This is a genomic window from Halopseudomonas sabulinigri (genome assembly GCF_900105255.1).
Classification (GTDB): domain Bacteria; phylum Pseudomonadota; class Gammaproteobacteria; order Pseudomonadales; family Pseudomonadaceae; genus Halopseudomonas; species Halopseudomonas sabulinigri.
Genome location: NZ_LT629763.1, coordinates 1,499,803 through 1,526,297, shown reverse-complemented (window position 1 = coordinate 1,526,297; position 26,495 = coordinate 1,499,803). Strand labels below are relative to the sequence as shown.

28 protein-coding genes are annotated in these 26,495 nt (G+C 60.0%); 10 read left to right on the top strand and 18 right to left on the bottom strand.

The genetic code is table 11. From position 1 onward, the window contains the following. Positions 1-15 precede the first annotated feature (15 nt). From BLU26_RS06845 to BLU26_RS06820, 6 genes are read left to right on the top strand one after another with little or no spacing between them, the layout of a single operon-like run. Entirely contained in the window at positions 16-2,808 is a 2,793-nt protein-coding gene (locus BLU26_RS06845) for a monovalent cation/H+ antiporter subunit A (protein WP_092285095.1), read from the top strand. After that, positions 2,808-3,134 (top strand): Na+/H+ antiporter subunit C, encoded by a 327-nt coding sequence (locus BLU26_RS06840; RefSeq protein WP_092285093.1) that lies wholly within the window; start codon positions 2,808-2,810, stop codon positions 3,132-3,134. The genes BLU26_RS06845 and BLU26_RS06840 overlap by 1 nt, the downstream gene beginning before the upstream one ends. After that, positions 3,134-4,645 (top strand): monovalent cation/H+ antiporter subunit D, encoded by a 1,512-nt coding sequence (locus tag BLU26_RS06835; RefSeq protein WP_092285091.1) that lies wholly within the window; start codon positions 3,134-3,136, stop codon positions 4,643-4,645. The genes BLU26_RS06840 and BLU26_RS06835 overlap by 1 nt, the downstream gene beginning before the upstream one ends. After that, positions 4,642-5,148 (top strand): Na+/H+ antiporter subunit E, encoded by a 507-nt coding sequence (locus BLU26_RS06830; RefSeq protein ID WP_092285089.1) that lies wholly within the window; start codon positions 4,642-4,644, stop codon positions 5,146-5,148. The genes BLU26_RS06835 and BLU26_RS06830 overlap by 4 nt, the downstream gene beginning before the upstream one ends. Further along, a complete protein-coding gene (locus BLU26_RS06825; protein ID WP_092285087.1) occupies positions 5,133-5,402 on the top strand; it encodes a K+/H+ antiporter subunit F in 270 nt (89 codons plus the stop codon). The genes BLU26_RS06830 and BLU26_RS06825 overlap by 16 nt, the downstream gene beginning before the upstream one ends. Before the next feature lie 11 nt (positions 5,403-5,413). After that, positions 5,414-5,752, top strand: a complete 339-nt coding sequence (locus tag BLU26_RS06820; RefSeq protein ID WP_092285085.1) for a Na+/H+ antiporter subunit G — start codon at positions 5,414-5,416, stop codon at positions 5,750-5,752. A gap of 9 nt (positions 5,753-5,761) precedes the next feature. Here the strand turns inward: BLU26_RS06820 and BLU26_RS06815 are convergent, their stop codons facing one another. Both BLU26_RS06815 and BLU26_RS06810 read right to left on the bottom strand, forming a co-directional pair. Further along, positions 5,762-7,102 carry a Na+/H+ antiporter NhaC family protein gene (locus BLU26_RS06815; RefSeq protein ID WP_092285083.1) on the bottom strand — a complete coding sequence of 447 codons (1,341 nt, stop codon included), beginning with the start codon at positions 7,100-7,102 and terminating at the stop codon, positions 5,762-5,764. A gap of 153 nt (positions 7,103-7,255) precedes the next feature. Next, positions 7,256-7,813: an OmpA family protein gene (locus BLU26_RS06810; RefSeq protein ID WP_092285082.1), complete on the bottom strand. Its 558-nt coding sequence runs from the start codon at positions 7,811-7,813 to the stop codon at positions 7,256-7,258. A 207-nt stretch (positions 7,814-8,020) separates the two neighbouring features. Between BLU26_RS06810 and BLU26_RS06805 the strand changes: the two genes are divergently transcribed. Continuing rightward, positions 8,021-8,635, top strand: a complete 615-nt coding sequence (locus tag BLU26_RS06805; protein ID WP_092285080.1) for a hypothetical protein — start codon at positions 8,021-8,023, stop codon at positions 8,633-8,635. Between the two features lie 11 nt (positions 8,636-8,646). Here BLU26_RS06805 and BLU26_RS06800 read toward each other — a convergent pair whose 3' ends face one another. The 5 genes from BLU26_RS06800 to BLU26_RS06780 form a co-directional block, all read right to left on the bottom strand. After that, entirely contained in the window at positions 8,647-9,348 is a 702-nt protein-coding gene (locus BLU26_RS06800) for an ATP-binding cassette domain-containing protein (RefSeq protein WP_092285078.1), read from the bottom strand. A gap of 13 nt (positions 9,349-9,361) precedes the next feature. Further along, positions 9,362-10,129 carry a high-affinity branched-chain amino acid ABC transporter ATP-binding protein LivG gene (gene livG, locus BLU26_RS06795; protein WP_092285076.1) on the bottom strand — a complete coding sequence of 256 codons (768 nt, stop codon included), beginning with the start codon at positions 10,127-10,129 and terminating at the stop codon, positions 9,362-9,364. After that, positions 10,126-11,382: a high-affinity branched-chain amino acid ABC transporter permease LivM gene (locus tag BLU26_RS06790; RefSeq protein ID WP_092288394.1), complete on the bottom strand. Its 1,257-nt coding sequence runs from the start codon at positions 11,380-11,382 to the stop codon at positions 10,126-10,128. Before BLU26_RS06790 ends, livG begins: the two co-directional genes overlap by 4 nt. Continuing rightward, positions 11,382-12,308 (bottom strand): high-affinity branched-chain amino acid ABC transporter permease LivH, encoded by a 927-nt coding sequence (livH, locus tag BLU26_RS06785; RefSeq protein ID WP_092288393.1) that lies wholly within the window; start codon positions 12,306-12,308, stop codon positions 11,382-11,384. The genes BLU26_RS06790 and livH overlap by 1 nt, the downstream gene beginning before the upstream one ends. Positions 12,309-12,416: 108 nt before the next feature. After that, positions 12,417-13,544 carry a branched-chain amino acid ABC transporter substrate-binding protein gene (locus BLU26_RS06780; protein ID WP_092285074.1) on the bottom strand — a complete coding sequence of 376 codons (1,128 nt, stop codon included), beginning with the start codon at positions 13,542-13,544 and terminating at the stop codon, positions 12,417-12,419. 299 nt (positions 13,545-13,843) lie between these two features. Here BLU26_RS06780 and BLU26_RS06775 point away from each other — a divergent pair, with 299 nt between their 5' ends. After that, positions 13,844-14,149 (top strand): DUF2288 domain-containing protein, encoded by a 306-nt coding sequence (locus BLU26_RS06775; protein ID WP_092285072.1) that lies wholly within the window; start codon positions 13,844-13,846, stop codon positions 14,147-14,149. 673 nt (positions 14,150-14,822) lie between these two features. Here the strand turns inward: BLU26_RS06775 and phnE are convergent. Genes phnE through BLU26_RS06755 form a run of 4 tightly spaced genes read right to left on the bottom strand, consistent with a single transcriptional unit; the run spans position 14,823 to position 18,077 of the window. Beyond that, positions 14,823-15,587: a phosphonate ABC transporter, permease protein PhnE gene (phnE, locus tag BLU26_RS06770; protein WP_092285070.1), complete on the bottom strand. Its 765-nt coding sequence runs from the start codon at positions 15,585-15,587 to the stop codon at positions 14,823-14,825. Next, complete coding sequence (locus tag BLU26_RS06765) at positions 15,584-16,420, bottom strand: PhnE/PtxC family ABC transporter permease (RefSeq protein WP_092285068.1); 837 nt, start codon at positions 16,418-16,420, stop codon at positions 15,584-15,586. Before BLU26_RS06765 ends, phnE begins: the two co-directional genes overlap by 4 nt. Continuing rightward, positions 16,411-17,217 (bottom strand): phosphonate ABC transporter ATP-binding protein, encoded by an 807-nt coding sequence (locus tag BLU26_RS06760; protein ID WP_092285066.1) that lies wholly within the window; start codon positions 17,215-17,217, stop codon positions 16,411-16,413. Before BLU26_RS06760 ends, BLU26_RS06765 begins: the two co-directional genes overlap by 10 nt. Further along, positions 17,214-18,077 carry a putative selenate ABC transporter substrate-binding protein gene (locus BLU26_RS06755; protein ID WP_092288392.1) on the bottom strand — a complete coding sequence of 288 codons (864 nt, stop codon included), beginning with the start codon at positions 18,075-18,077 and terminating at the stop codon, positions 17,214-17,216. Before BLU26_RS06755 ends, BLU26_RS06760 begins: the two co-directional genes overlap by 4 nt. A gap of 173 nt (positions 18,078-18,250) precedes the next feature. Here BLU26_RS06755 and BLU26_RS06750 point away from each other — a divergent pair, with 173 nt between their 5' ends. Then, positions 18,251-19,054, top strand: coding sequence for a hydroxypyruvate isomerase family protein (locus BLU26_RS06750; RefSeq protein WP_092285064.1), 804 nt, complete (start codon positions 18,251-18,253; stop codon positions 19,052-19,054). Here the strand turns inward: BLU26_RS06750 and BLU26_RS06745 are convergent. Beyond that, positions 19,051-19,497, bottom strand: coding sequence for a PA0061/PA0062 family lipoprotein (locus tag BLU26_RS06745; protein ID WP_092285062.1), 447 nt, complete (start codon positions 19,495-19,497; stop codon positions 19,051-19,053). The two genes, BLU26_RS06750 and BLU26_RS06745, sit on opposite strands and share 4 nt — an antisense overlap. Then, the gene (locus BLU26_RS06740; RefSeq protein WP_092285060.1) at positions 19,494-20,744 is read right to left on the bottom strand and encodes a transporter substrate-binding domain-containing protein; all 1,251 of its coding nucleotides are present in this window, start codon (positions 20,742-20,744) and stop codon (positions 19,494-19,496) included. The genes BLU26_RS06745 and BLU26_RS06740 overlap by 4 nt, the downstream gene beginning before the upstream one ends. A gap of 233 nt (positions 20,745-20,977) precedes the next feature. Here BLU26_RS06740 and BLU26_RS06735 point away from each other — a divergent pair, with 233 nt between their 5' ends. Then, positions 20,978-21,826: an SDR family NAD(P)-dependent oxidoreductase gene (locus BLU26_RS06735; protein WP_092285058.1), complete on the top strand. Its 849-nt coding sequence runs from the start codon at positions 20,978-20,980 to the stop codon at positions 21,824-21,826. Positions 21,827-21,876: 50 nt separating this feature from the next. Here BLU26_RS06735 and BLU26_RS06730 read toward each other — a convergent pair whose 3' ends face one another. From BLU26_RS06730 to rfbB, 5 genes are all read right to left on the bottom strand, one after another. Continuing rightward, a complete protein-coding gene (locus tag BLU26_RS06730; RefSeq protein ID WP_092285056.1) occupies positions 21,877-22,749 on the bottom strand; it encodes an alpha/beta fold hydrolase in 873 nt (290 codons plus the stop codon). A gap of 175 nt (positions 22,750-22,924) precedes the next feature. Next, on the bottom strand, positions 22,925-23,800 hold the full coding sequence (gene rfbD, locus BLU26_RS06725) for a dTDP-4-dehydrorhamnose reductase (protein ID WP_092285054.1): 876 nt from the start codon (positions 23,798-23,800) through the stop codon (positions 22,925-22,927). Further along, positions 23,800-24,345 carry a dTDP-4-dehydrorhamnose 3,5-epimerase gene (rfbC, locus tag BLU26_RS06720; protein WP_092285052.1) on the bottom strand — a complete coding sequence of 182 codons (546 nt, stop codon included), beginning with the start codon at positions 24,343-24,345 and terminating at the stop codon, positions 23,800-23,802. Before rfbC ends, rfbD begins: the two co-directional genes overlap by 1 nt. After that, positions 24,342-25,220, bottom strand: coding sequence for a glucose-1-phosphate thymidylyltransferase RfbA (gene rfbA, locus BLU26_RS06715; RefSeq protein ID WP_092285050.1), 879 nt, complete (start codon positions 25,218-25,220; stop codon positions 24,342-24,344). The genes rfbC and rfbA overlap by 4 nt, the downstream gene beginning before the upstream one ends. A gap of 21 nt (positions 25,221-25,241) precedes the next feature. Further along, positions 25,242-26,318: a dTDP-glucose 4,6-dehydratase gene (gene rfbB / locus BLU26_RS06710; RefSeq protein WP_092285048.1), complete on the bottom strand. Its 1,077-nt coding sequence runs from the start codon at positions 26,316-26,318 to the stop codon at positions 25,242-25,244. Between the last annotated feature and the right edge of the window lie 177 nt (positions 26,319-26,495).

The following is a 26,495-nucleotide window of genomic DNA, read 5'->3' as shown; positions in this document are numbered from 1 at the left end:
TGGAGTTAGTCCTGCATGACCTTGGCGCTTATCGTCATCCTTCCCCTGTTGGGCAGCTTGCTGCCATTGCTGTTCAATAATCACGGTCGTTCATTGTGCGCCACCATGACCATGCTGGCCCCGGTCATTGGCATGGTGTTGCTCTGGCAACAGGCGTCGGCGGTGTTCGCCGGTGAAACACTGGTGCAGACCTGGCGTTGGCTCGACCTGCTGGGGCTGCACATCAGTTTTCGCCTCGACGGCCTGAGTTTCCTGTTTGCACTGATGATCCTCGGCATCGGTCTGCTGGTCATTCTCTACGCCCGCTATTACCTGGCGAAGAAAGACCCCATGGGCCGTTTCTTTGCGTATCTGCTGCTGTTCATGTCGGCCATGCTGGGCGTGGTGCTGTCGGAAAACCTGCTGCTGATGATGTTCTTCTGGGAGATGACCAGTCTGTCATCTTTCCTGCTGATCGGTTACTGGTCGCATTCCACAGATGCCCGCAAGGGTGCGCGCATGGCGCTGGCGGTTACCGGCGCGGGTGGCCTGGCGCTGCTGGCCGGTGTGTTGCTGATTGGCCAGGTGGTGGGCAGCTATCAACTGAGCGATGTATTTGCCGCTGGCAACCTGCTGCGCGAGCACGCGCTTTACCCGGTAATACTGGTACTGGTGCTGCTGGGCGTGTTTACCAAGTCGGCACAGTTCCCGTTTCACTTCTGGCTACCGCACGCCATGGCGGCGCCGACCCCGGTTTCTGCGTACCTGCACTCGGCAACCATGGTCAAGGCCGGGGTATTCTTGCTGGCACGGCTTTATCCCGCGCTGGCCGACACCGACCTTTGGTTTTACATCGTCAGCAGTGCCGGTATGGCCACACTGCTGGTGGGTGCCTGTACGGCGTTGTTTCAGCATGATCTCAAGGGCTTGCTGGCCTATTCGACCATCAGTCATCTGGGGCTGATTACGCTGCTGTTTGGTTTGGATACGCGCCTGGCCGCCGTCGCGGCGGTATTCCACATTATCAACCACGCGACCTTCAAGGCTTCGTTGTTCATGGCCGCCGGTATTATCGATCATGAAACCGGCACCCGTGACATGCGGCGTATCAACGGCCTGCTGCGGTACATGCCGCATACTGCCACGCTGGCGATGGTGGCGGCGTCGGCCATGGCCGGGGTGCCGCTCCTCAACGGCTTCCTGAGCAAGGAAATGTTCTTTAGCGAGACGCTGGAACAGCACATGCTGGGTAGCTTCAGTTGGTTGATTCCCCTGGGCGCCACGCTCGGTGGGGTGTTCTCTGTCGCTTACTCGCTGCGTTTCGTGCACGACGTGTTTTTCAACGGTAAGCCGGTCAATCTGCCCAAATACCCACCCCATGAGCCGCCGCGCTATATGAAGGTGCCGGTCGAGATTCTGGTTGCCATGTGTTTGATGGTGGGCCTCGCGCCAGGACTCACCGTGGCGGGGCTGTTGGCGGTTGCCGCGCAGGCCACGATCGGCACGACCCTGCCTGAATACAGTCTGGCTATCTGGCATGGCTTCAACCTGCCACTGCTGATGAGTGTGGTGGCGCTGGTAGTGGGTGTGGCGGTCTATGCTGCCCGTCGTCCCCTGTTTGATTGGTATGCACGGCAACCCGAGCTGGATGCCAAGCTGGTGTTTGAGCGGCTGGTGCAATCACTGGTGCGCGGTGCAGGGCAATTTACGCTGATGCTGGAGAACGCTTCGCTGCAGCGCTATCTGGCTTGTTTGCTGGGTTCAGCGTTATTGGTCAGCGGCTGGTGGTTGTACAAACTGCCGAGCCTGCGTGGCGAAGTAGCGCTCACGCCGATTGATGGCACCAGTCTGGCGGTGGCGCTGATCATGTCGGTGGCGGCATTGGCAACTGTGTTCTGGCATCGTCAGCGGCTGGTGTCGCTGACCATGCTCAGTGTGGTGGGGCTTGGTGTGGTGCTGGCGTTCGCGCGTTTTGCCGCGCCGGACCTGGCACTGACGCAGATCTCGGTCGAAGTGGTTACCATCGTCCTGTTGATGCTGGCACTGTTTTTCCTGCCGGCGCGCTCGCCGCGTGAGTCCTCGGTATTACGGCGTGGCCGCGACCTGCTGTTGGCGTTGCTCTGCGGTCTATTGGTGGCGGCATTGGCCTTTGCCGTGTTGACGCGACCCTACGACAGTATTGCCGGCTTCTTCTTGCAGAACAGCCTGACCGGTGGTGGCGGCAGCAACGTGGTGAACGTGATTCTGGTTGACTTCCGTGGCTTCGATACCATGGGTGAGATCACCGTGCTGGCGATTGCGGCTATTGGTATCTACGCGCTGATCGACGGCCTGCGTTTGCGTCTGCCGGGCGGTGACAGCCTCGGCAAGCCCTGGGCGAAGCGCGGTGAGCTGCTGATGCTGGTCAACCTGTCGCGGGTGCTACTGCCGCTGGCCCTGCTGATCTCGGTGTATATCTTCCTGCGGGGTCACAATCTGCCCGGGGGTGGTTTTATCGCTGGGCTGATTACCGCGGTGGCGCTGATACTGCAATACGTTGCCAGTGGCGAGGAGTGGACTTCACGCCGCTGGCCAGTGAACTACCACTACCTGGCGGCGGCCGGGGTATTGATCGCGGCCGCCACCGGCGCTGGCAGCTGGCTGTTCGGTTACCCGTTCCTCACCAGTGCCTTCGACCATTTCCATATTCCATTGGTGGGCGACATCGAGTTGGCCACCGCCATGCTGTTTGATCTGGGGGTTTATTTGACGGTCGTTGGTGCCACCCTGTTGATCCTCGCCAACCTCGGCAAGCTGTCGCAGCTGCCATCGCGTGGGGGGGATTTCTGATGGAGCTGATGTATGCGCTGCTTATCGGCCTGTTGACCAGTTGCGGGGTGTTTCTCATGTTGCGCGCCCGCACTTTCCCGGTGGTCATCGGCCTGACCTTGCTCAGCTATGCGGTCAACCTGTTTCTGTTCGCCATGGGGCGCATTGGTGAGGCGGTGCCGGCGGTGCTGAGCGACCGCACGGATTATGCAGACCCCTTGCCACAGGCGTTGGTGCTGACCGCCATTGTGATCGGCTTTGCCATGACCGCGTTTGCTCTGGTGCTGGCCTTGCGTGCACAGGGTGAGCTGGATAGTGACCATGTTGATGGCAAGGGGGATCGTTGATGAGCCACTTGCCGATTCTGCCCATCTTTCTATCGATGGTCGTCGGGGCCGCGCTGCTGCTCATGCGCGGCAGTATGGATTTCAAGCGCGGCATCAGTTTGCTCGCGACCTTTGCCCAGCTGCCGTTGGCGATCATGTTGTTGCTGCAGGCCAGCCAAGGAACCCTGGTGTACACCCTGGGTAACTGGGCTCCACCGTTTGGCATAGTTCTGGTGGTGGATCGTCTGGCAGCGCTGATGCTGGTGATTACTGCCGTGCTCGCCTGCGCCGCGCTGCTGTATGCGGTGCGCGGCGATGATGCTGCAGGGCGCAACTTTCACCCGTTGTTTCAGTTTCAGTTGATGGGTATTACCGGTGCCTTTTTGACCGGCGACCTGTTCAACCTGTTCGTGTTTTTTGAAATTCTGCTGATCGCATCCTACGCGCTACTGTTGCATGGCGTTGGCTCGGCACGTGTCCGTGCGGGCCTGCATTATGTGCTGCTGAATCTGACCGGCTCGGCGCTGTTCCTGATTGCTGTGGGCACGCTGTACGGCGTGCTGGGCACCTTGAATATGGCCGACCTGGCAGTGCGCATCAGCGAGCTGCCCCGCACCGAGCAGCCGTTGGTGGGCGCTGCCGGTATGCTGTTGCTGGTCGTCTTTGGCCTCAAGACGGCGGTGTTTCCGCTGTATTTCTGGCTACCGCGCGCCTACGCAGCGTCCAGCGCGCCCGTGGCGGCGCTGTTCGCGATCATGACCAAGGTGGGCCTGTATTCGATATTGCGCGTCTATACCCTGATGTTTGGCGAGCAGGCGGATACCCTGGCGCAACTGGTCAACGGCTGGTTGTGGCCGTTGGCATTAGTAACCCTGGTACTGGGCGCGGTGGGTGCACTGGCGGCGGCGACTCTGACCGGGCTGATTGCGTACCTGGTGGTGGTGTCGGTGGGTACCATGCTGGCGGGGCTGGCCATGGGCACGCCGGAGGCGTTGCGTGCGACCCTGTTCTACCTGATGCACTCGACCTGGATTACCGGTGCACTTTTTCTATTTGCCGGCGTGGTGCAGCGGGTACGCGGGCCGCGTTTCGCTGCGCGGCTGGTCGCCGGCCCGAGCCTGCCTCGCCCTATGCTGCTGGGCGGCGTGTTTTTTCTCGCCGCGATGTCAATTGTCGGTATGCCGCCGCTGTCCGGTTTCATCGGCAAGCTGCTGCTGTTGAGCGCGGCTGGCACCGGTGAGTTGGCCGCCTGGTTGTATCCGGTGGTGCTTGGCAGCGGGCTGCTGAGTCTTGTTGCGCTGAGCCGCGCAGGTACCACCCTGTTCTGGCGGCAGACCGATGTGGCAGCCTCGGGCGAGCCGGTTGATGGGTTGCGCATGACCGCCTTGCTGTTGCTGCTGCTGGCCAGCCCATTGCTGGTGGTGTTCGCCGAGCCGGTGCTGACCTATCTGGCCGCCACGGCAGATCAGCTGCTGCAGCCCCAGAGTTATATTGACGCTGTGCTGCCCGCACACTCCGAGGTGATTCCATGAGCCTGCTCAAGCGCGTGCTGCCGCACCCCTGGCTGAGCCTGTCGATGCTGATAGGTTGGCAGTTGCTGATGAACAGCGTGTCGGCGGGTAGCCTGATCATGGGCGCGGTGCTGGCTTGCCTGATCCCCTGGCTGACCAATGTGTTCTGGCCCAATCCGCCGCTGAGCTGCCGGGTTGACCGTTTGCTGCTGTTCGTCTGGCGGGTGCTGGTGGATATCCTGTTGGCCAATCTGCAGGTCGCCAAGCTGATTCTCGGCCCGCGCCGCGAACTGCGCCCGGCTTTTGTGGAATACCCCATCAGCCTGGAACACGAGTTTTCCATCAGTGTGCTGGCCAGTACCATCTCGCTGACGCCCGGCACCGTTTCGGCGGATATCAGCGCCGACCGCAAGACCCTGCTGATCCATGGGCTGGACGTAAAGGATGAGCAGCAGCTGATCGAGCATATCCGGCGCCGCTATGAGCAGCCGATCAAGGAGGTATTCGAATGCTCCAGGCCGTGATTCTGTTTTGCTTGGGTGTAATGAGCGTTGCGTTGATTCTGACCTTTGTGCGTCTGATCAAGGGGCCTGATTTACCTGACCGCATTCTGGCCATGGATACCCTGTATATCAACGGCATCGCGGTGATCATGCTGTTCGGCCTGTATCTGGATTCAAACCTGTTTTTTGAGGCCGCACTGCTGATTGCGGTAATGGGCTTTGTCAGCACCGTGGCCATTGCCAAGCACCTGATGCGCGGCAACATCATCGAATAGGAGAGGTAGGGATGAACGAACCAAGCTGGATCGAATGGTTGATCGCCGCACTGCTGCTGACCGGTAGCCTGTTCGCGCTGATCGGCTCCATCGGGCTGGTCAAGCTGCCAGACTTTTTCATGCGCCTGCACGGCCCGACCAAGGCGACTACGCTTGGCGTGGGTTCCATGGTGCTGGGCTCGATGCTGTATTTCTCGCTGCAGGCCGGTGAGCCCAGCCTGCATGAGTTGCTGATTACCTTTTTCCTGTTTCTGACAGCGCCAGTCAGTGCGCAGATGCTGGCCAAGGCGGCCATGCATGAGAAACTGCGGCGCGAACCTAGGACCCGAGGCGAGCCCTGGGAGCAGTAGCGCGCTGGCTCAGGCGGCGTGCTCGGCGGGGGGCTGCTTGACCCGCGGGAAGCCGAATACGATAGCCAATACCGCCATCAGCGCGAGCAGCCAGCAGTAATGTACCTGGCTGATGAGTGCCAGCGGCGATAGCGCCGCTAAAGAGCCGGCTAGCAGGATTTGCGCGCCGTACGGAATCAACCCCTGCACCACACAGGAAAAGATATCGAGCAGGCTGGCGCTGCGGCGTGGATCGACGGAGTAGTGATCAGCCAGGTCCTTGGCGACGCTGCCGCTGATGATGATGGCGACGGTGTTGTTGGCGACAAACAGGTTGGTCAGGCTGACCAGGCCGGCGATCCCGGTTTCACCGCTGCGGCGGCCTGGCGCGGCGCTGCGTGAGGTGAGGCTCTGGATTCGCAGGCGCAGCCAGTCCAGCCCGCCTTCCTGTTTCATGATGGCCGAGAGCCCACCGATCAGCATCGACAGCACCATGATTTCCAGCATGCCGGCGAAGCCCTGGTAAATATCATTGCCGTAGGTAGCCAACGCGTAATCCGGCTTCACCAGCAGGCCGGTAATGCCGGACAGCAGGATGCCGGCCATCAGTACTATCATCACGTCCAGTCCACTCAGAGCCAGTATCAGCACCGCGACGTAGGGCAACACCAGCCATGCATTGTACTCGGCCGCTGGCGCCGCTGTGGTACTGCCGCCAAGAATGAACAGCACAACTAGCGTCAGCAACATGGCGGGCAGGGCAATCATCAGGTTGAGTCGGAACTTGTCACGCATGCCCACGCCCTGGGTGCGGGTGGCGGCAATGGTAGTGTCGGAGATGATCGACAGGTTGTCGCCGGCCATGGCGCCGCCAATGACGGCACCGGCGGCCAGCGGAATCGACAGCCCGGTCGCCTCGGCAAAGCCCAGCGCAATGGGTATCAATGCGCCAATGGTGCCCATGGAGGTGCCCATGGCGGTAGAAATGAACACGGCGATAACAAACAGCCCCGGCAGCACCATATTGGCTGGCAGTACGCTGAGCCCCAGGTTCACGGTGGCGTCGACGCCACCGATAGCCTTGGCCACGCTGGAGAAGGCACCGGCCAGCAGGAACACCAGCGCCATGGTGATGATGTTGCGGTCGCCGATACCGTCGATAAAGGTCATCAGGCTCTCGCGGTAGCTGCGTTGGGTCAGCAGCATAGCCAGAATGATGGCGGGTAGTATCGCTACCGGTGCCTTGAGCTGATAAAACGCGAAGTCGGTGCCTTGCAGTGTGTAGTAAATGCCGCTGCCGAGGAAAATCAGCAGAAACAGCAGCAGTGGTAACAGGGCTGATGCCCTTGGCGCCTGGGGCGTAGAGTCCATGGGAAGTCGCTTATGGGTTAGCTGAAAAGGTTACCGCCCAGAGGTGGCGGAATCAGTCGATATTCTAGCAGCCATGGTAGGCGAGTGCCTGCTGCAAGTGCGAGCGGGAGGGCAGGACCTTGGCACCGGGCTGGCCGATGCCAAGGAGTTGGCTCAGGGGGCCAGTGCCAGACTGGAGACCGCGCCGCGCGGGGTAATTTCGATCTCTACCCGACGGTTCAGGTCACGGCCTTCCGGGGTGCTGTTGTCGGCACGTGGCTGATCTTCACCCAGGCTCTTGAGTTGCATGTTGTGGCGGCGGACACCACCCAGTTGCAGAACGCTGGCGACCGCTTCGGCGCGCTCCAGGCTGAGTTGCTGGTTGGTGTCGTCAGCCCCTACGTCGTCGCTGAAGCCAACCACCGAGATGTTGCTATCGGTCGCGGTGCGTAGCACTTTGGCGATACGTGACAAGGGCACCAGGCCGGAGGGCAACAGTAACGTGCGTTTGGGATGGAAGTTGTTTTTCACCGGGATAATCAGGCGGATCTGCTCACCGTTGTTCTGAATTTCATAGTGCTCTTCGAGCGCTATAGCAGTCAGCTCCGCCATATGCGCCTGGGCCCAGGGTGTGGCTTCCGGCGTTGGCGGCGGTGGTGCGGGTTTGTTGGTTGAGCAAGCGGTAATGGTCAGTGCGAGAGTGCTGAGTACGACGGCAGAAATCTTCTTCATTATTGTGCTTCCAACAGTGTTATCCAACAAAACGATATTCGGGAACCAAACCCGCCAAAATGAATCGCATGCGGGCGAATGTGGCACAGAGTACCATTGCCAATTGCATTTGTGATCTGCCGTACGTCATGATTTTGGCGGCATATTCAATTTTTACGCAATGGAGTTCACAGATTGAGACCTTTTACACTAAAAAGCACGCGCATCATGCTGATTGCAATGGTGTTGCTGGTCTCCGGCTGTAGCCTGTTGCGCAACAGCTGGAGTGGTCCGGAGCAGCGCATAAGTGGTCTGCTGGAGCATAACGCTGCGGGCTTTACGTTGCGTCAGTGCGGCTCGGACGGGGCGCAACCGGTGATCGAAAATGCCCAGCTTGAAACCATTTTTGCGCAGGCAGCCCAACCGGGCCAGACGGCGATATTCGTGGATCTGCTGGGTCGAACCGACTCTGCCGGGCGGGTGCAGCCAGTCAAGGTTCTGCGTATGCAATCGCAGGGTAGGGGTTGTGCCGACAGCAGCGCCGATGGCGCGCAGTGGGTCGCGTTACAGTATCAACCCGCCTGGCGCGCGGTACTGGCTGCCAATGGTTTGACGCGCAGTGATGCCGACCGGGCGCATGCGCCGGTGCCAGTGGTAACCGAGCAGTTGCCGGATGGCTCGTTGAATGCGCGTAGTCTGAGCGGCGATCTGGAGCTGTGGCTGTATCCCCAGGATTGTCAGGATGTGGTGACGGGGGATTACTTCCACATGCACTCGGTACTGTTGGTCAATGGCGAGCGCCAGAGTGGTTGTGGCTATCAGGGGCGTCAGACGACGCCCTGACAGCAGGCAGGTTAACCGCCGAGATAAGCCTTGCGAACGTCAGGATTGGCCAGTAGCGCGTCGCCGCTGTCCTGCATGACGATGTGGCCGTGCTCCATCACGTAACCACGATCGGCCAGTTTGAGCGCCTGGTTGGCGTTCTGCTCGACCAGAAAGATGGTGACACCCTGTTGGCGCAGTTGCTCGATGATATCGAAGATCTGCTGGATGATGATGGGCGCCAGACCCAGCGAGGGCTCGTCCAGCAGCAGCAGGCGGGGCTTGCTCATCAATGCACGACCAATCGCCAGCATCTGTTGTTCGCCCCCGGACATGGTACCGGCACGTTGCTGGTAGCGTTCCTTGAGGCGCGGAAACAGCGTCAGCGTGGTGTCCAGTTGTTCCTGCAGCTGCTCCTTGGCGGTAAAAAAACCGCCCATGCTCAGATTCTCTTCCACGGTCAGACGCGAGAATACCCGGCGGCCTTCCGGCACGATGGCGATATCCTTGCGCATGATTTCAGCGGTGGTGAGGCCGGTCAGCTCGTCGCCTTCGTAGCGAATACTGCCGGTCGTGGCACGGGGATCGCCGCACAGGGTCATCAGCAGGGTGGTCTTGCCGGCGCCGTTGGCGCCGATCAGGGTAACGATTTCGCCGCGTTGAACCTCCAGGTTCACCTCGTGCAGCGCCTGAATCTTCCCGTAGTGGGTCGATACGTTCTTCATGTACAGCATGGCTTGCAATCCCTCAGGTTTCACCCAGGTAGGCTTTGATGACGTCTGGATTCTGCTTGATCTCGTCTGGCGTACCGGCAGCCAGTGGCCGGCCCTGGTTGATCACCACAATCTGATCAGAGATGCTCATCACCAGTTTCATGTCGTGCTCGATCAGCAGCACCGTGAGCTGGTGATGGTCGCGCAGTTCAGCGATTAGCGCCTTCAGATCATCGGTTTCCCGTGGGTTGAGGCCGGCAGCCGGCTCGTCCAGCATCAGCAGTTTGGGTTGCGTGACCATGCAACGGGCGATCTCCAGGCGGCGTTGCTGGCCGTAAGCCAGGGTATTGGCCGGGCGGTTGGCAAACTGGTGCAGGTCTACCCGCTCCAGCCAGTAGGCCGCGCGCTCCATGGCTTCGCGTTCGCTACGCCGGTAACCCGGGGTCTTGAACAGCCCCGCCAGCATGCTGGTATTCATGTGCTGGTGCTGAGCGACCAGCAGGTTCTCCACCACGGTCATTTCCTTGAACAGGCGAACGTGCTGGAAGGTGCGGATCATGCCGCGCCGCGCCACGCGGAAACCGGGTAGGCCCTGGATTTCCTGGCCATCAAACACGATCTTGCCGCCACTCGGCTTGTAGAAGCCGGTGAGGCAATTGAATACCGTGGTCTTGCCGGCGCCGTTGGGGCCGATCATGGAAACGATCTGGCCGGGCTGCACACTCAGCTCCACGCCGTCGACGGCCAGCAGGCCGCCAAAGCGCATGGTCAGCCCGGACACTTCGAGTAACGGGCGGCTCATGTGCGCAACTCCAGATGCGGACGGTTCATCGGCAGCAACCCTTGCGGGCGCCAGATCATCATCAGGACCATCATCAAACCAAACAGCAGCATGCGGTACTCGTTAAACTCGCGGGCCATCTCCGGCAGGATGGTCATGATGATAGCGGCCAGGATGACGCCAATCTGTGACCCCATGCCACCCAGCACCACAATGGCGAGGATGATGGCAGACTCGATAAAGGTGAAGGATTCAGGGCTGATAAAGCCCTGGCGCGCGGCAAAGAAGCAGCCGGCGAAACCAGCGAAGCTGGCACCGATGGTGAAGGCGCCGAGCTTGACCGTGGTTGGGTTGATACCCAGCGCTCGGCAGGCAATCTCGTCTTCGCGCAGCGCTTCCCAGGCGCGGCCGATCGGCATGCGCAGCAGGCGATTGATCACGAACAGGGTGATCAGCACCAGCAGCAGGGCCAACAGGTACAGGAAGATCACACGGTGCTCGGAGCTGTAGTCGATGCCGACAAACTCGTGGAAACTTTGCATGCCTTCACTGGCGCGGCGGCTGAACTCCAGACCGAATAAGGTGGGTTTGGGAATGCCGCCGATCCCGTTCGGGCCGTTGGTGAGCCAGGTCATGTTGTTGAGCAGAATGCGGATGATCTCGCCAAAGCCCAGGGTCACGATGGCCAAATAGTCACCGCGCAGGCGCAATACCGGAAAGCCCAGCAGAAAGCCGAACAGCGCGGCAAGTGCGCCAGCGGCGACCAGACCGGTCCAGAAGCCAACATCAAAGTACATCGCCAGCAGGGCGTAACCGTAGGCGCCTACGGCGTAGAAGCCGACGTAACCCAGGTCGAGCAGACCCGCGAGGCCCACCACGATGTTCAGGCCCAGACCCAGCATCACGTAGATCAGCACCAGGGTAGCCAGGTCGGTACCGCCGCGATTGGAGATAAACGGCCAGATAATGGCGAGGGCGATCAGAAAGCACCAGAACAGGCGGCGCAGAGCCGGCTTCTTGCTGACCTCGACCAGCTGCGTGGGTGTTTTCGGCATGCCGGGCATGGCCTTCCACAGTGCTGCCAAGTGATCACGGAACAGGTTGTAGAAAAAGATGAAGATCGCCGCGCAGGCGATTTTCCAGTACACATCTGGGCCAGCGCCGACCAGTGACAGGTTGGTGCCGTCCTGGTTCAGGCGCACACCCATCAGCAAGGCGGTGAGTACCACTACCACCACGGCGGAAATGACCGCCGGTTTCAAATTGGCGCGCATCATACTTTTTCCACCTCCGGGCGACCAAGAATGCCGCTCGGGCGGAACAGCAGGATCAGGATCAGCAGAGCAAAGGCCACCACGTCCTTGTATTCGGTACTGAAGTAACCTGCGGTGATCGCCTCGGTGACGCCGAGCAACAAACCTCCGAGCACTGCGCCGGGGATGCTGCCGATACCGCCAAGTACGGCAGCGGTGAACGCCTTCAGGCCGGCCATGAAGCCGATGTAGGGGTTGATCACGCCGTAGTACATGCTTAACAAGACGCCGGCAACCGCGGCCAGCGCGGCGCCAATGACAAAGGTCAGGGCGATAATCCCGTTGGTGTTGATGCCCAGCAGGTTGGTCATTTTCAGATCTTCAGCACAGGCCCGGCAGGCGCGGCCCATGCGCGAGCGCGAGATGAACAGCGTTAACAGCACCATGCTGACCAGGGTCACGCCGAAAATGATCATCTGCATGTAGGACAGGCTGGCATGGAAGGCATCCTGCGGGCCGATATCGATGCCACCAGTAATCAGGCTGGGCATGGCGATGTCACGCGAGCCCTGGGCAATGCGTACCAGGTTCTGCAGGAAGATGGACATGCCGATGGCTGAAATCAGCGGAATAAGGCGGTTGCCGCCACGCAGCGGGCGGTAGGCTACACGCTCGATGCTGTAGCCGTAGGCGCTAGTCACCAGCATGCTGATGACGAAGGCCGCAAAAATCAGCAGCGGTACCGACTCGATGCCGAACATTGCCAAGGCGGCAATGACGATAAAGGCGATGTAGCTGCCGATCATGTAAATCTCGCCGTGGGCGAAGTTGATCATGCCGATGATGCCGTAAACCATGGTGTAGCCAATGGCAATCAGGGCATAGGTACTGCCGACGGTCAGGCCGTTCAACAGCTGTTGAATGAAATAGTAGAGGGACTCTGGCATAGCCATGACACCGAAATTACAAGGGGAGCAATGCTGGTCCGCAAAGACGGGCATCAACAAAAAAACCGGGCCTGCCAACAGCGTTGGACAGGCCCGGAGTCAGTTCACTTACTCGGTCAGTGCGGTCTTGCTGGCGTCAGCGTGCCATTCGTAGACAACAAAGTTGAAGTCTTTCAGGTCGCCTTTTTCATCAAAAGCCAGGGTGCCGGTGGGGGTGTCGAAGCTGTTGGCGCGCAGTGCGGCAGCAACGGCCTCGGTGTCGGTGCTTTTAGCCAGCTTGATACCATCGGCAATAACCTGAACGGCGGCGTAGGCCGGAAACACGAACGGGCCGGAGGGGTCTTCGTTCTTGGCTTTGAAGGCCTCTACCAGGTCAGCGTTCTTGGGATCTTCGTCGAAGGCTTTCGGCAGGGTAACCAGCAGGCCTTCAGAGGCTTCGCCGGAGATCGCGGAAATATCGGTATTGCCCACGCCCTCAGGACCCATGAAGCGTACGTCCAAACCCTGTTCGGAGGCTTGACGCAGGATCAGGCCCAGCTCGGGGTGGTAGCCGCCGTAGTAGACGAAGTCGACACCGGCCTGGCGCAGCTTGGCGATCAGTGCGGAGAAGTCCTTGTCACCGGCGGTGATACCTTCGAACAGGGGGACTTCAATACCGGCTTCGGTCAGCACATCGCGCACGGCGGTGGCAATACCTTCGCCGTACTGCTGTTTGTCATGGATGACCGCGACTTTCTTCGGCTTGATCTGCTCGGCGATGTACTTGCCGGCGGTTGGCCCCTGCAGGCTGTCCAGACCGATGGTGCGGAATACCAGCTGGTAACCGCGCTCGGTGATTTCCGGGCTGGTGGACGCCGCGGTCACCATCAGGATGCCTTCATCTTCATAAATGTCGGAAGCCGGCTGGGTAGAGCTGGAGCAGAGGTGGCCGACCACATAGCTGATGCCGTCATTGACGATGCGGTTGGCGACTGCTACCGCCTGCTTGGGGTCGCAGGCGTCATCGAATACCACACCCTCAAGTTGGCTGCCGTTGACGCCGCCAGCCTTGTTGATCTGCTCGATGGCCATCTTGGCACCAATGAACTGCATATCACCGTACTGGGCTACCGGGCCGGTGACCGGGCCGGCTAGCGCGATCTTAATGGTGTCTGCCGCCAGCGAATAACCGCTGACGCCAACCAGCGCAGCGGCGGCGATAATCTGGGAAAGTGCTTTTTTGTGTGCCATTTTCATATCATCTGCTCACTTGTGTTGTTATGCCGAAGTAGCCTTGGCTTGTTCCTGCTTATTTTTTATGGATACACAGCCTGATCGGAACTGTACCGGCGCAGTTTAGCAACCGCCATCGGTACAGGGAATCGACGGCTGTCGATTTGTCAGCCAATGTCCGTTAACTGCAATATTGTGTCTGTATGGCGACATACCCACGGAAAGAATAGGCCGTTTTTGGCGACATTGCCGACGATTTCTTGCATGTCGGCCGCAGCTGGCTACCATGCAACACCTTTGTATATGAAGAAAGGACCTGAGCAATGACCCTGTCTGATGAAGCCTATGCGGCGATCCTTGGCGCCACCGGCAACATTGAATGGAAAACCCTGGAGCCGCATTTTGCCCGTGGCGATTTGCTAGTGGTGGCGCCTGAGTTGGATCTGGTGCAAGCGGCCGCGGCGATGATGGAAGACGACAGTGAGCAGATCAAAGCCTGGATGGACGCCAGGCAGTTGCAGGTGGCGACGGACGCGCAGGCTGGCGACTGGGCTGAGCGCGAGCCCGACAACTTGTGGGCCGTGGTGATCAGGCCTTGGGTGTTGGTGCAGGAGCGGGTTGGAAGCTGACGCGCTTTCTTCACCTGAAATCAACGCTGGGAGATAGCTTCGTTTGGCTGGCGGTCTTGCTGACTGCGCTCACTCAGAAGCCGGCGATTGGCTTGATACCCTTTTCGCCTCCAGGCGAGTCAAGGGGGCATGCTTGCCCATGCCCCCTTAACAATCCCCCAGGGCACCCAGCTGCGCGGCCCTTCGGGTTCGCTGCGTTGCTCGATCTACCGGGGACGCGCGCAAACTCGCTTCGCTCAGACACCGCGCACGCCTTTTTCCCGGTAGCTCTGTGCTACTCGCCCGCTCAGATGGGAATTATTAGCCCGTGTTGCTGCAGAGTCTTATGTAAGAAATGAAACTACACAATCAAAATCCAAGTTCGCGCGCAGGCTAGCCGCTGACTCCCCGTTCCGCTCTGCCGAGTAATGCAGAGGAGCCGAAGGCCAGCCTAGTGGCCCAGGCTGGTCGCGTGAAGTTCTTTTGGTTATCTTTTCTTTGGCCATTCAAAGAAAAGTAACTCGCCGGAAAAGGCTAAGGGCAGACCCCAAAACAGCGCAGCAATGAATTAAATCGGTGGCTCTGAGGTATTGCATGGAGGGGAGCTGCACTCCAGCGTGGGGAGTTCTTCTTAGTGCTACGCGTCCAGTGCTATGCGCGCTGCGCAGTGTTGCAGGTTGCTTGTGCTTCAGGCTTAACCCAACCTCGCCCTTAACCACCCGCTCAACGCATCCACCAACAACACCATTGCCAACATAGCCAAAATGACACTCATCGCCTTGGACTGCTGAAACAGACTCAGCGTGACGTGCAGCATCTGACCCAAACCGCCAGCACCCACAAAGCCCAGCACCGCCGCCATGCGAATATTGTTCTCCCAACGATACAAGGTATAAGCCAGCCACTGCGGGATGACGCCGGGCAGGGTGCCATAGAGAAAGGCAGTGGTGGCTGAAGCACCTGCTTGGCGCAGGGCGTTGGCCGGCTCTGACGGAGCGTTTTCCAGCGCTTCGGCGAACAGGCGGCCGAGCACGCCAGTGGTGTGCAGGGCGATTGCCAGTGTGCCGGCAAAGGGCCCAAGCCCTGCCGCCAATACCATGAGCGCCGCCCAGACCAGTTCGGGTACCGAGCGCAGAGCATTGAGCAACAGACGGCAGGCTGATTTGGCCATGCCGCCTAGCCGACCTGCGGCCAGAAGGCTCAATGCTGAGCCAAAAAGCGCGGCGAGCAGAGTGCCGATGGCGGAAATAGCCAGGGTTTCCGCCGCGCCCTGCCACAATTTGGCCAGCCAGGCGGGCGAGGTGTTGGGCGGAAAGAATGAACCCGCGTAGTCCAGCATCTGGGCACGGCTGTCAGCCCGGATGAGGCTGCCGAAATCCAGTTGCAGATAGGCAAAGGACGCCACTACGGCCGCAGTGATCGCTACCAGCCAGCATGCCGCGCCGACGCCAGGTCTCATGCCAGCCTCCGGCGCAGGTGCAGACTGACCTGGTCGGCCAGCAGTACCAACAGCAGGAAGGTCAGCAAAATGCTGACGACTTCACCGCCGGCAAACATGCGAATCGACAGGTCGATCATCTGACCCAGGCCGCCGGCGCCGACAAAGCCCATGATCACCGAAGCGCGCACCGCGCATTCCCAGCGATACAGCGTGTAGGAGGTCAGCTCCTGTGCGGCGTTGGGCAGCACGGCATACAGAAAAGCCGCTAGCCGTGAGCTACCGCTCTGGAGCAGCGCGCGGGTGGGTTGGGCGTCGACGGATTCGTAGATCTCGGCATACACCTTGCCGAGCATGCCGCTATAGGTGATGGCGATGGCGAACACACCGGCGGTCGGGCCGAGTCCAACGGCGCGCACGAACAGCAGCGCCCAGACAATTTCGGGAATGCTGCGCAGCACAACCAGCACGACGCGCACCGGATAGCGTACCCAGCGCCCAACGCCGCTCGGCGTGCCAATGAGCACGGTTGAGATCGATAGCGCGCGGGTGGCAATCAGGCTTAGCGGCACTGCCAAGAGAAGGGCCAGGACGAGACCGGCGGTGGCCATGGCCAGGGTTTCCAGCGTAGCGCGGCCGAGCAACCTGAGAAATTCGCTACCGACTTCCGGCGGCCAGAAGCCGGAAAGAAAACGCCCCATGACCTCACGGTTCTGCGCGTCGAACAGGATCTGTGGTCGGAACTCGGTGATCTGCAGGCCTGGCCATAGCAGGAGCAGTGCGGCCAGGGTTATTAGCAACCTGGGTCTGGCTGCCGGGTCCTGCCAGTGCTGGCGGGGCGCGGCTACAGGCATGGGTTGCGCAGTGGCGGTAGCACAACTGCACTGGCTTGCTGCTGTGGGTCGCTCAGACCAGTGTTGACGTAGAGCGCATCCAGATCCTGCTGGCTTACCGTCTCGGCAGCCTTGTCGAACAGAATCTCGCCGGCGCGCAAACCGATTATGCGGGGGAAGTGACGCAGCGCCAGTTCGACTGCATGCAGGCTGGCAATCAGCGGCACGCCTCGCTCGCGGGCGATACTGCCGAGAATGCTTAGGGTGTGTTCTGCCAGTACCGGGTCCATCGCCGAAACCGGTTCGTCCGCCAGCATCAGGTCAGGCTGCTGATACAGCACACGAGCGATGCCAACGCGTTGTTGCTGGCCACCGGAGAGCTGATCGCAGCGGGCAAACAGCTTGTCGCTCACATCAAGCCGGGACAGCTCTGCTCGTGCACCGCTAATGTCGCTCGGATAACACAGCGAAAGACAGGCTCGGGCCAGTGACCATTGGCCAAGCCGGCCTGCCAGTACAGCGGTCACCACGCGCTGGCGCGGCGGCAGGGGCGGGCTTTGATGAATCAGGCCGATGCGGCTACGCAGCTGTCGCAATGCGCGAGAGCGCAGGCGCCTGGGGTGCTGTTGCAGCAGCTCCAACTCGCCGCTGGAGGCCATCAGGCTGGTGGCCAGCAGCTTTAGCAGGGTGGTTTTTCCGGCACCGGAAGAGCCGATGATGGCGACCTGTTCGTCTGCGTCTATGCGTAGATTGATGCTGCGCAAGGCCTGCGTGCCATTGGGGTGGGTGTAACCCACCCCGTTCAGGCTGATGCTCACTCAAGCAAGCCGGCAGCGCGCGCAGCCTCTTCGATGCCCTGGTAGTTTTCTGCTTTGGTGGGCACAAAGCGTGAGGCGCGTTGCAGATCGAGGATCGTCTTGTGTTCCGGGTTGGCCGGGTCGAGCGCCAGGAAGGCCGCCTTGATCTTTTCGATCAGTGCCGGGTCGAGGTCGCCACGTACCGTCCAGTTGTAGTCATAGTAGGTGGGAGTGACGGCGTAAACGCGCACCTTGTCAGTATTCACCTTGTCCTGCTCTAGCAGTTTTTCCCAGACCGAGGAGTTCAGCACGCCGGCGTCGACCTTGCCGGACTCGACCCAGGCTACGGTGGCGTCGTGCGCACCGGAGAAGCCGACGCGGCTGAAGAAGGCGTCAGGATCAATGCCGTCCTGCTGCAGGAAATAACGCGGCATCAGGTGACCAGAGGTGGACGACACCGAGCCAAAGGCGAAGCTCTTGCCTTTGAGGTCAGCGTGGGTTTTTACGTCGGGATCGGCGGTAATAAAGGTGCTGGTAAACACCTCGTCCTGTTCGCGTTGTACCAGCGGAATGGCATCACCGGTGCGCAGTTTGGCCTGAACAAAGGTAAAGCCGCCCAGCCAGGCCAGGTCAAGCCGTTTGGCGCCCAGTGCTTCAACCACGCCGGCGTAATCCGATACCGGCTGGAAGGTGACCGGCATGCCCAGTTCGGCCACCAGATACTTGCCCAGTGGCTCAAACTTGCGCATCAGCTCGGTGGGCGCCTCGTCGGGGATGGCCGAAACGCGCAGCGTGGTGGTCTCTGCCAGCGCAGGGGTAGACAGCAGGGTAACGGCAGACAGACACAGACCTGCCAGCGCAGCCAGGGGGCGTTTGATCATCGACATGTTATTGCTCCGGTTCAATAGCGGAAGACTCCGGCTCGGCTGTCGTGGCAGAGCAGGGCGTGGCGCCAAGTTTAAAGAAAAAGCCCACGCAGGCGAAGCCCCTTGGCCATTCAGGCTTTGGGCGCAGTGAATTACACTGATTGCCTCGTCCTATCGGAGCCTCTGCCATGCAATGGAAACTCGCCGCCAACCTGTCGATGCTGTTTACCGAACAGCCTTTGCTTGAGCGTATCGCCGCGGCAACGCAGGCCGGCTTTGATGGCGTGGAAGTACAGTTTCCGTACGGGCTGCCGGCGTCGGATCTACAGGCTGAATTGCAACGGCAGGGCATGCCGCTGGTGCTGTTCAACCTGCCAGCCGGTGATTTGATGGACGGCGGCCCTGGGCTGGCAGCCGTGCCCGGCCGCGAGACGGCGTTTGCGCAGGCGCTGCAACAGGCGCTGGATTATGCCGATGTGTTGCAGCCGCAGAAGGTTAACGTGCTGCCGGGTAAGTTGGCCCGCGGCGTGAGCGAGGCACAGGCGCTCGACACCCTGGAGCACAACCTGCGGTTGACGGCGGAGGCCTTCGCGCCGTTGGGCGTGGCTGTGGTGTGTGAGGCGATCAATCGCCTGGATATGCCAGGTTTTTTGCTGGCCAGCTCGGCCGAATTGGCGGCCATGCTGGCGCGGGTAGCCCATCCCAATTTGTCCGCGCAGCTGGATTTTTACCACATGGCGCGGATGGGCGAGCCGGTTGCCCTGAGCGTTCGGCAGCTGGCCGGGCAGATTGGTCATGTGCAGTTTGCGGATGTGCCCGGGCGCGGCGCACCCGGTAGCGGCGAGCTGGATTTTCGCGCGGCGTTCCAGGCGCTCGACAGTGCCGATTACCGTGGGTGGCTCGCGGCGGAGTATCGCGCGGCAAAAGGAGAGACGGATCGGTTGGCTTGGCTGGCGGCGTGGCGCGCGGCGGGCTGGGTAGCGCCGCGTTAGATGCCGGGGCCGCAGCGCACCTCCTCGGCGTCGGCAATTTTCTCCTGCGTTTGCTGATCGTATAACCAGCCGGCCGGTTTCCAGCCGCGCCGCTCGGTTTTCAACAGGTACTGCATGCCGGGCTCGAAGTTCGCGTAGCTGACTTCCATTATGCAGGTGCGAAAATTGCCGTCGAGCAAGCCGCCGCTGGCCGAGCCGCCGGGCACTTCAAAGTGATAACGCACCTGCAGTTGGTGGGCGCCGGGGTTGATATCACCAAAGCGGATGCTCTTGGTGAGCTCCCCATCGAGGTGATACGCTCTGACCTCATTGCCCACGTCAGCATCCAGGTTGATGCGCGCCATGCCCTTGTCGATGGGTTTCTCTGGTACCGGTGAACAGGCGCTGCAGGCGATCAGCAGCGCGCAGGGAATGATTTTGATGGGCAGTGGGTGATTACTCATTGCGGTGTGCTTTCTCCGTCAAACAGGCTGTTTTCCATCTTCAGCGCGCGTTCAATATCGATGCCGATTACCATGACGCCGATCACCTCATCACCACCGGGGCGGTGTATGGCGGTACTGATGTGCACCTGATAGCGCTGGGTGGATTGATCGTAACTCAATGGCCCCATGAAGGGACTGTCCTGGCTGGCAAAAAAGGCATCGGCGAATTTGGCCTCGTCACCTTGCCAGTAGTCGGTGGTCATCTCACTGGCCGCCACGTTCAGCCCGTGCTGGTCGGTTACCATGATTTCACTGATCAGCCCCTTGTAGCTGGCCTGCTGTTGCGCGAGCCAGGCTGATAGCGAGTTACCGAGTACGCTGCTGATCAAGGGTCTTTCGACTTGCCGTTGCTCGGTCTGCCACCGCTGGTCCAGTTCGTGGATGCCGCTCAATGAAATGTTGGCGTGCTGTTGGTTCTGCTGGAGTATTGCCTCGATCAGCGCGGGTTCGTGCCGCCAGTTGGCAAACAGCGTCCGGTGCAACTTCTGTAGTTGCTCGCGTTCCTCGGCCTGCAATACGCTGATCTCCGGAATGCATTGATAGACTTGCTGGTTGAACTGCTCAAGAAAATTGGGCTCACGGCCGAGCAGCGCATTGGCAAAATACACTCCCAGAGTGGTGTACTGCTGAAAGTAGGCATTGCGCGGGCGCAGGTCGAGTGGCTGCTGGGTGAGCTCGATACGCAGGGTTTGCTGGTCGGCGAGGAAGGCGTCGATGCGACCGCGCTTGAGCAGGTGCAGCAATTGCGAGGTATTGGTCACCAGGGGATCGACCTCGTAGCCATGCTGCAGTAGCCAGTCGACCTGATTGCTGCCACGCACCCCGCCAATACGCAACGTGCTGTTGGTACCAAATGCCGGCGGACGGACAGGGTTGTTGCTGAACCAGTACCACTTTTCCAGCGCCAAGGGCGCGGAGAGGGTGGCAAAGTCGCTGGCGCGGTTCATGCGGGTGGCGGAAAAGAAGCCTTCCGCGCGGCCGAGGCTGACATCATGCACGGCTCGCTGCCAGGGCAGAACCCTGATCTCGTAGTCTCTATCCATGGCGCTGAAAATGCAGGCCAGTGCCTTGATGGAGCTACCGGTCAGGCGGTCTCCCTCTTGCACCTGATAGGGCGGGAAAATATCCGTATTCAGCCTCAGTGGCGCGCTTTGGGCGGCCAGGGGCAGGGTGAGGAGCAGGGCTAACCAGAGGCGTCCAGGCATCTTTGTATTCCAGCAACCATGTTGATCCCACTATAGGTCATAACCGGTCTCTGGGTAGTTGATTTCTGCCGTGTGACCTCAGGCTGTGACGAGCTTTATAAATTGCACTGCTTGGGGTCGATCAACCTGACCGATAGCACTGGTCTGGCCAGGGTGAACGGGGCATTCTATTCATCCAACTTATAATTCATTGTCGCCCGCATAAGCCGGGCGCAGGTTCAGAGGAGCAGAGCATGCAGAATCTACAGGGCAAAGTGGCGGCCATCACCGGCGGCGGCAGTGGTTTGGGTCGGGAATTCGCGCTGTGCTGCGCCGCGCGGGGAATGAAGCTGGTGCTCGGCGATGTAGATGAGGCCGGCATGCAGGAAACCCTGCGCCTGGTTGAGGCGGCGCATCCGGGTACCCCGGCCGCTACCATGCGTCTGGATGTCTCCAAGCTCGAGCAGGTGCAGGCCTTTGCTGATCTGTGTAAGAGCGAGTTTGGCGCGGCTCACCTGATCTTCAACAACGCTGGCGTGAGCGTCGGCGGCCCGGCCTGGGAAAACACCGTTGCCGACTGGGAATGGGTCATGGGTGTCAACCTGTATGGCGTAGTCTGGGGCGTCAAGGTATTCACCCCGATGCTGATCGAGCAGGGCGAAGGCCACATCATCAACACCGCCTCTGCTGCTGGCTGGTTGAACGGCCCCAGCATGGCCATCTACAACGTGACCAAACACTCGGTTGTAGCGCTGTCCGAGACCCTGGCGTTGGATTTGCGTGATGTGGGTGCCAACGTGGGCGTTACCTGCCTATGCCCGGCGTTCTTCCCCACCGGTATTTCCGATTCGCAGCGTAACCGCCCGGCGGACAAGGCTGATACCATTGCGCCGAGCGAAATAATGCTCAAGCGTGCCGAGATGACCAAGGCTGCGGTTCAGAAGGGCAAGATTCAGGCGAACGATATTGCCGAGCAGACGCTCAAAGCGGTCGAGGACAACCAGTTCTATGTGTTCCCGCATCGCAAGATCAAGCAGTTGATCGGTCTGCGTGCGCAAGCCGCCGACGCGGAAACCACCGTGTTCGACTCGCTGAATCCCTGAGCCGCCGGTCGCTCACCGCTGTGCACCTTGGTGCAATAGCGGTGAGCGAGTCAGCCTGCCAGCGCCAGCTGGCGAGGCCTGACCGGCTCCTCGCGCACCTCGCGCAGGACGAATGATTCCACCGCAGCTCGGGTGTCCTGCCAGGCGGTTTTGTGCTCCAGATCCAGAAAGTGCCCGGTATGGGCGATACGCGCAAACTCGGCGCGTGGCGCCAGATTGCCGAAATGCAGCGCATCTTCGGCGCTGGTGTACTTGTCCCAGGTACCGTTGACGAACAGTAGCGGTATATCGATATTGCTGACGCAGCTCATGTACTGACTACTATCCAGCTCGAGTACCTGGCGGATATGCAGGAGCATTTGCGCGTACTCGTGTTCGTCCAAGCTGCTGACATGGCGGAAGTTGCAACGCTTGAACAACGGCGGCAAAAACTCGCCAATCGTCTCGTTGATCAGGTTGCCAATCTGCTGCCGGTCGCAGGCGGCCAGATAGGCTTTGCCGCGCGCGAGGTAGTCCTGCATGGCCGGGTTGATGATTGGCGAGAACGAGGTGATCACCGCGCGCTTTATGCGCTCCGGTCGCTGCGCCAGTGCCAGCATGGTCGCCACGCCACCCCAAGAGAAAGACAACACCTGGTCGGCGCGAAAATGCTCTATCAGATCCAGCAGAATCAGCGCCTCATCTTCCTTGCCGATCAGTAGCTGATTGCCGTTGTACGCGCGGGAGTGACCGCTGTAGGGCTGATCGAACAGCACCACATTGAACAGGGGTTGCAGGTACCGCAGCGTCTGGCCAAAGGACGCACTGGTAGCCAGCGAGCCATTGACCAGAATGATGGTCGATTCAGCTGCGGGGTTGGGGTAGAACCAGGTGTGCACCTGCAAATCGCGGTGCACGCGAATAACGGCTTTCTCAGCGTACATGGGCACCTCGGTGTCAGTCTGTTGGCGTGCGCCTTGGCACACGGGTCTGGAAATGACACCAGCTAACCGGAGGCAGGTTACAGGGGTGTTGCATGCCTTCACCGCTGGGGCAATATTCATGCAGATGTAATGAAGCCGGCAGCAGGGCGGCGCGATCGATGGACCGCATGCGGCGTTATTGGCGTGGCATGGCGCGCAGTTGAGCCAGAACGAGTCGCAGGGCGTGCCGCCAATCCGGCTGGGTAATGCCAAAGCGTTGGCGCAGCAAGCTGCAATCAAGCGCCGAATTGGCTGGTCTGCTGGCTGCTGTGGGGTACTCGGCACTGGTTAGCGGCGTCAGCTGGGGAACGCGTTGCAGCAGCCCGAGGGTGTGCGCCTCGGAAAAAATCTGCGTGGCGAATTGATACCAGCTGCAGCGCGGTGCGCCACTGTAGTGGAACACGCCCTTGGTTTGCGGCTGTACGGCAAGTTGCCAGAGCACCGTGGCGATATCGGCAGCGGATGTCGGGCTACCGTATTGATCGGCGACCACGCCCAGCTCCGCGCGCTGCTGTCCAAGGCGCAACATGGTTTTGACAAAGTTGTTGCCGTGGCAACTGAAGACCCAGCTGGTGCGCAGGATCAAGCTATGCTCCATCGCTGTCTGTAGCGCCGTTTCACCGGCAAGCTTGCTGGCACCGTAAACATTCAGTGGCTGGCAGGGGGCGGTCTCGACGTAAGCTGCCTTGGCGTTGCCGTCAAAAACGTAGTCGGTGGACAATTGAAATAACCGGGCTCCAGCTTCTTTTGCCGCCGCAGCCAGGTTGACCACACCCTGGTGATTGATGGCCCAGGCGCGCTCGGGTTCGCTTTGCGCCAGATCCACCGCGGTATAGGCAGCGGCGTTGATGATCAGTTGCGGTGATACCCGTTTTACCCAGGCGCGCACCTGGTCCATACGGGTAATGTCCAGCTCGGTCGAGCTTGGTGCCACGCAGGTTATGTCTGTTGGGGTCTGCGCCAAGAGTTCTCGCCCGACCTGCCCATTACCGCCGGTCAACAAAACCCGCATCATTCGCCGCCTTCGGCAAGCAACTCTGCCAGGGTGGGGTTGCGCTGGTCCTTGGCGGACAGAACTGGGTCGCTGATGGGCCACTCGATAGCCAGAGCAGGATCATTCCACAGTAGGCCGCCTTCATCCTCCGGGCGGTAGTACTCGGTACACTTGTACTCAAAGTCAGCCAGGTCGCTGAGCACGCAGAAGCCATGGGCATAACCTGGCGGAATCCACAGCTGCAAGCCATTTTCATCGGACAAGACGGCGCTGACATGCTGCCCGTAGGTCGGCGAGGCTGGGTTGACGTCTACCACCACGTCAAACACGCTGCCACGGCTGACCCTGACCAGCTTGCCCTGCGGATGATTGCGCTGAAAATGCAGCCCGCGTAGTACGCCCCTGGCAGAGCGAGAGTGATTGTCCTGGACAAAATCATGGGCAATGCCCAGTGCGCGGTAGCGTTCGGCCTGAAAGGTTTCTACAAAGAAACCGCGCTCATCGCCGAACTTTTGGGGGGTAATAATGAGTACGCCGGGGAGCGCTGTCGCTTGTGCCTTCATCGTCTACCTTCCTGCTGCAATACCCGCAGCAGGTACTGACCGTAACCGGTTTTGCTCAGGGCGGTAGCCTCGGTGCGCAGTTGCTCGGCAGACAGCCAGCCCTGATTGAAGGCAATCTCTTCCAGACACGCGACCTTCAAGCCTTGCCTTGCCTCAATAGTTTGCACGAAATAGCTGGCGTCCATCAGCGAGTCATGGGTGCCGGTGTCGAGCCAGGCAAAACCGCGTCCCAGCAGGCTGACATTAAGGTCACCACGCTGCAGGTAGGCCATGTTGACGTCGGTTATCTCAAGCTCGCCGCGGGGCGAAGGTTTGATTTTTCGGGCTATGTCGATCACGTCGTTATCATAAAAATACAGGCCGGTGACCGCGTAGTTGGATTTGGGCTTTGCTGGCTTTTCCTCGATGGAAATGGCCAGGCCGCGCTCGTCAAAGTCCACTACGCCAAAGCGTTCCGGATCGCTTACGTGATAGCCAAACACCGTGGCGCCGTTGGGGCGCGCAGCGGCTTCGGCCAGCATGGCGCTGAAGCCATACCCGTAGAAGATGTTGTCGCCAAGAATCAGGCAAACGCTGTCGTCGCCAATGAAGTCTTCTCCGATCAGAAAGGCCTGGGCCAAGCCGTCTGGCGAAGGTTGTTCGGCGTAGCTCAGGTTAATGCCAAAGTCGTCGCCGCTACCCAACAGCTTGCGGAAGTTGGGCAGGTCCTCAGGGGTAGAAATGACCAGAATGTCGCGAATCCCCGCCAGCATCAGCACCGATAGCGGGTAATAGATCATCGGCTTGTCGTAGATCGGCAGCAATTGCTTGGAGATGCCGCGGGTGATCGGGTGCAACCTTGTACCGGAACCGCCAGCCAGAATGATGCCTTTCATGCCCACGCCCTGTTGTTGTAGTCAGTCTTGAGTATGGCCGAGTCTGCCCAAGTGATAATCTCCACTAAGCACTCGCTGCCACCAAGAGGGGTTAAGCAAATACCATTCCACGGTCTTGCGGATGCCGCTGTCAAAGGTCTCGCGAGGCACCCAGCCCAGTTCGCGCTGAATTTTTGACGCGTCTATGGCGTAGCGGCGGTCGTGGCCGGGCCGGTCCTTCACGAAGGTAATCAGTTCTCGATAACGCTGCAGCCCAGCGGGGCGCTGCTGCGCGGCTAGTTCATCCAGTAGGTCGCACAGGGTCTCGACCACCTCCAGATTGCGCTTCTCGTTGTGACCGCCAATATTGTAGGTCTCACCGATTTGGCCCTTCGTTGCCACTTCGATCAAGGCTCTGGCGTGATCCTCGACATACAGCCAATCGCGAATCTGGCCGCCATCGCCGTACACCGGCAATGATTTGCCCTGAATGGCGTTGAGAATGATGTGCGGAATCAACTTTTCCGGAAAGTGGTAAGGGCCATAATTGTTGGAGCAATTGGTGACCACCACCGGCAGACCGAAGGTGCGCTGCCAGGCGCGCACCAGGTGATCTGAGCTGGCCTTGCTGGCGGAATAGGGCGAGCTGGGAGCGTAAGGCGTTGTCTCGGTGAACAGGGCGTTGTCGCTTTCCAGGTCGCCATACACTTCATCGGTGGAAACATGATGAAAGCGAAAGCGGCTGCGGCGCACGTCCGGCATGCTCTGCCAGTAGCTCCGGCAGGCTTCCAGCAGGCTGTAAGTGCCGAGAATGTTGGTCTGCATGAACGCGGCAGGGCCGTCGATGGAGCGGTCAACATGCGACTCCGCCGCCAGGTGCATGACAACATCAGGTTGGAACTCGGCGAGCAGCTGACCAATACTGGGCTGGTCGCAGATATCCAGCTGATGAAAGCTGTAGGCTGCGGAGTTTTCGACTGCGGCCAGAGACTCCAGGTTGCCCGCATAGGTCAGCTTGTCGACGTTGGCGACCTGGTGTGGGGTGTTGCTCAGCAATTCGCGAATGACAGCAGAGCCGATGAAGCCGGCGCCGCCGGTGATGAGAAAGCGCAAATGCATGTTCGATCCTTGCACTGGGTCTCTAGTGGTTTACGAGTCTATCCGGTTGTAGCTGCAGCTTGAACTACGAGTGTCCGGAGTTTGGCACGGGCTCGCTGGAATCAGTCTGGCAGACAAGACCAGCAATGAGCTGTAAGTTGCTGGCCACAATGGTATTTTGTTTCCGGCTGGCAAGGT